Source organism: Streptomyces sp. CNZ287 (genome assembly GCF_007827615.1).
Window position 1 is genome coordinate 1 of sequence record NZ_VISV01000048.1, and the last position, 1,588, is coordinate 1,588.

The 1,588-nt window shown below is 67.9% G+C and carries 2 protein-coding genes; one reads left to right on the plus strand and one right to left on the minus strand.

The window, feature by feature from the left end:
- Position 1 precedes the first annotated feature (1 nt).
- On the minus strand, positions 2-1,474 hold the full coding sequence (locus tag FB457_RS35015) for a class I adenylate-forming enzyme family protein (RefSeq protein ID WP_078898442.1): 1,473 nt from the start codon (positions 1,472-1,474) through the stop codon (positions 2-4).
- Between FB457_RS35015 and FB457_RS35775 the strand changes: the two genes are divergently transcribed.
- On the plus strand, positions 1,394-1,588 hold a 195-nt coding region (locus FB457_RS35775), incomplete at its 3' end, for a hypothetical protein (protein ID WP_222439537.1). The two genes, FB457_RS35015 and FB457_RS35775, sit on opposite strands and share 81 nt — an antisense overlap.

Genomic DNA, 1,588 nt, shown 5'->3' on the forward strand with positions numbered 1-1,588 from the left:
TTCAGGGTTGTTCTTGGAGTTTGTCGTGGAGGATGCGGGTGAGTTCGACGCGGCGGGTTTTGAGGGTGGCGGTGCGTGGGAGTTGGGCGAGGGGGATGTGGACGGGGGCGGTGAGTTGGGGGTAGTCGTGGGTGGCTTGTTGCCAGCGGTGGGGGTCGACGGGTTCGTCGTTGCGGGTGCAGGTGATGGGGACGGGTTTGTTGCCGGGGCCCTGGACGATGGCGAGTTCGACGAGTTCGTCGAGGCGGTCCAGGACGGTGTCTTCGATCTCCAGGCTGGAGCCGATGCCGGGGATGGTGTCGATCTCGCGGTCGAGCATGTGGAGGCAGCCGGCTTTGGTGCGGTAGCCGATGTCTCCGGTGCGCCACCAGCCCTGGTGGACGTTCTCGTCGTAGCGGTCCTGTTCGCCGTGGTAGGTCTTGGCGATGCCGTCCCAGCGGACCTCGATGAACCCGGGGTTGTCGGGGGTGACCTGGCGGCCGTTGGGTGAGGTGACCCGGACTTTCGCGCTGCCGGGCAGGGCGAAGCCGACGCAGCGGCCGTCCATGTCGCGTGCGTGGCGCCGGTAGTAGGGCCTGCCGACCGCCGGGCCGACCTCGGACTGGCCGTAGATCTGGAAGAACTGCGGGGCGCGGCGGCCGGAGGCGTCCAGCAGCCGGCGCACGGTGCGCGGGTGGATGGCATCGAAGGTGGAGGAGAAGTACTTCACCGACGCGAACGGCCTCCTGGGGTCGTTCACCAGCCCTTCCCAGGCGAGGAAGCTGTTGGGCAGGGCCTCGATCAGCCCGGGGCGGTTCTTGAGGAAGAACGTGGCGACCGCTTCGGGGTCGTGGTTGTTCACCAGGAGGGTGGGCATGCCCTTGAAGAGCACCAGCGCCATCGCCGCGAAGAGCCGGGAATGAACGAAGGGGATACTGATCGCGACGGTCTCCCGCCGCGGCATCACCCCGAGCATGAACAACTGCGGCCGCAGCCGGGTGCGCATCGTGCGCGCGGTGTGGACCACCAGCTTCGGCAGCCCCGTCGTCCCCGACGTATGCGTGATCATCGCCGGCTCGTCCAGGCCCGTGAAGACCACCGGCACCCCGGGCGAACCCTCCAGCTCACCCAGCGACGCCACCGTGATCACCGAAGCCGCCAGCCCGTCAAGATCCTCACCGGCGAGGAGAGCCTGCTTCGCCTCGTCGGTGAGCAGGTGCGGGCGGCCCAGACGCCGCATCAACGCCGCCACCGTCGGAGCATCCAGAGCCGGGGAGAGCATCACCGGAACCGCCCCGAGCCGCGCCACCGCCGTGCCCAGGATCCACGAATCGAAGTTCGGCCGCTTGTAGACCACCACATGCTCGCCCGCCCGCACCCCCGCCACCGCCAGACGCGCGGCGAGATCGGACACGTGATAAGCCAGCTCACTGACCGTGATACGCCGCCCCGCATCAGGCAGCACATCCAGATCATGATCCAGCGTCAGCAGCATCGACCCGTGCCTCACCGCCGCACGCTGCGCAAGCACACCCAGATACAAACCACGCTTGTGCACCGGACTCACGCTCACCAGGTCACCACCCCAACCAGCGCCGAAACTCCCGAC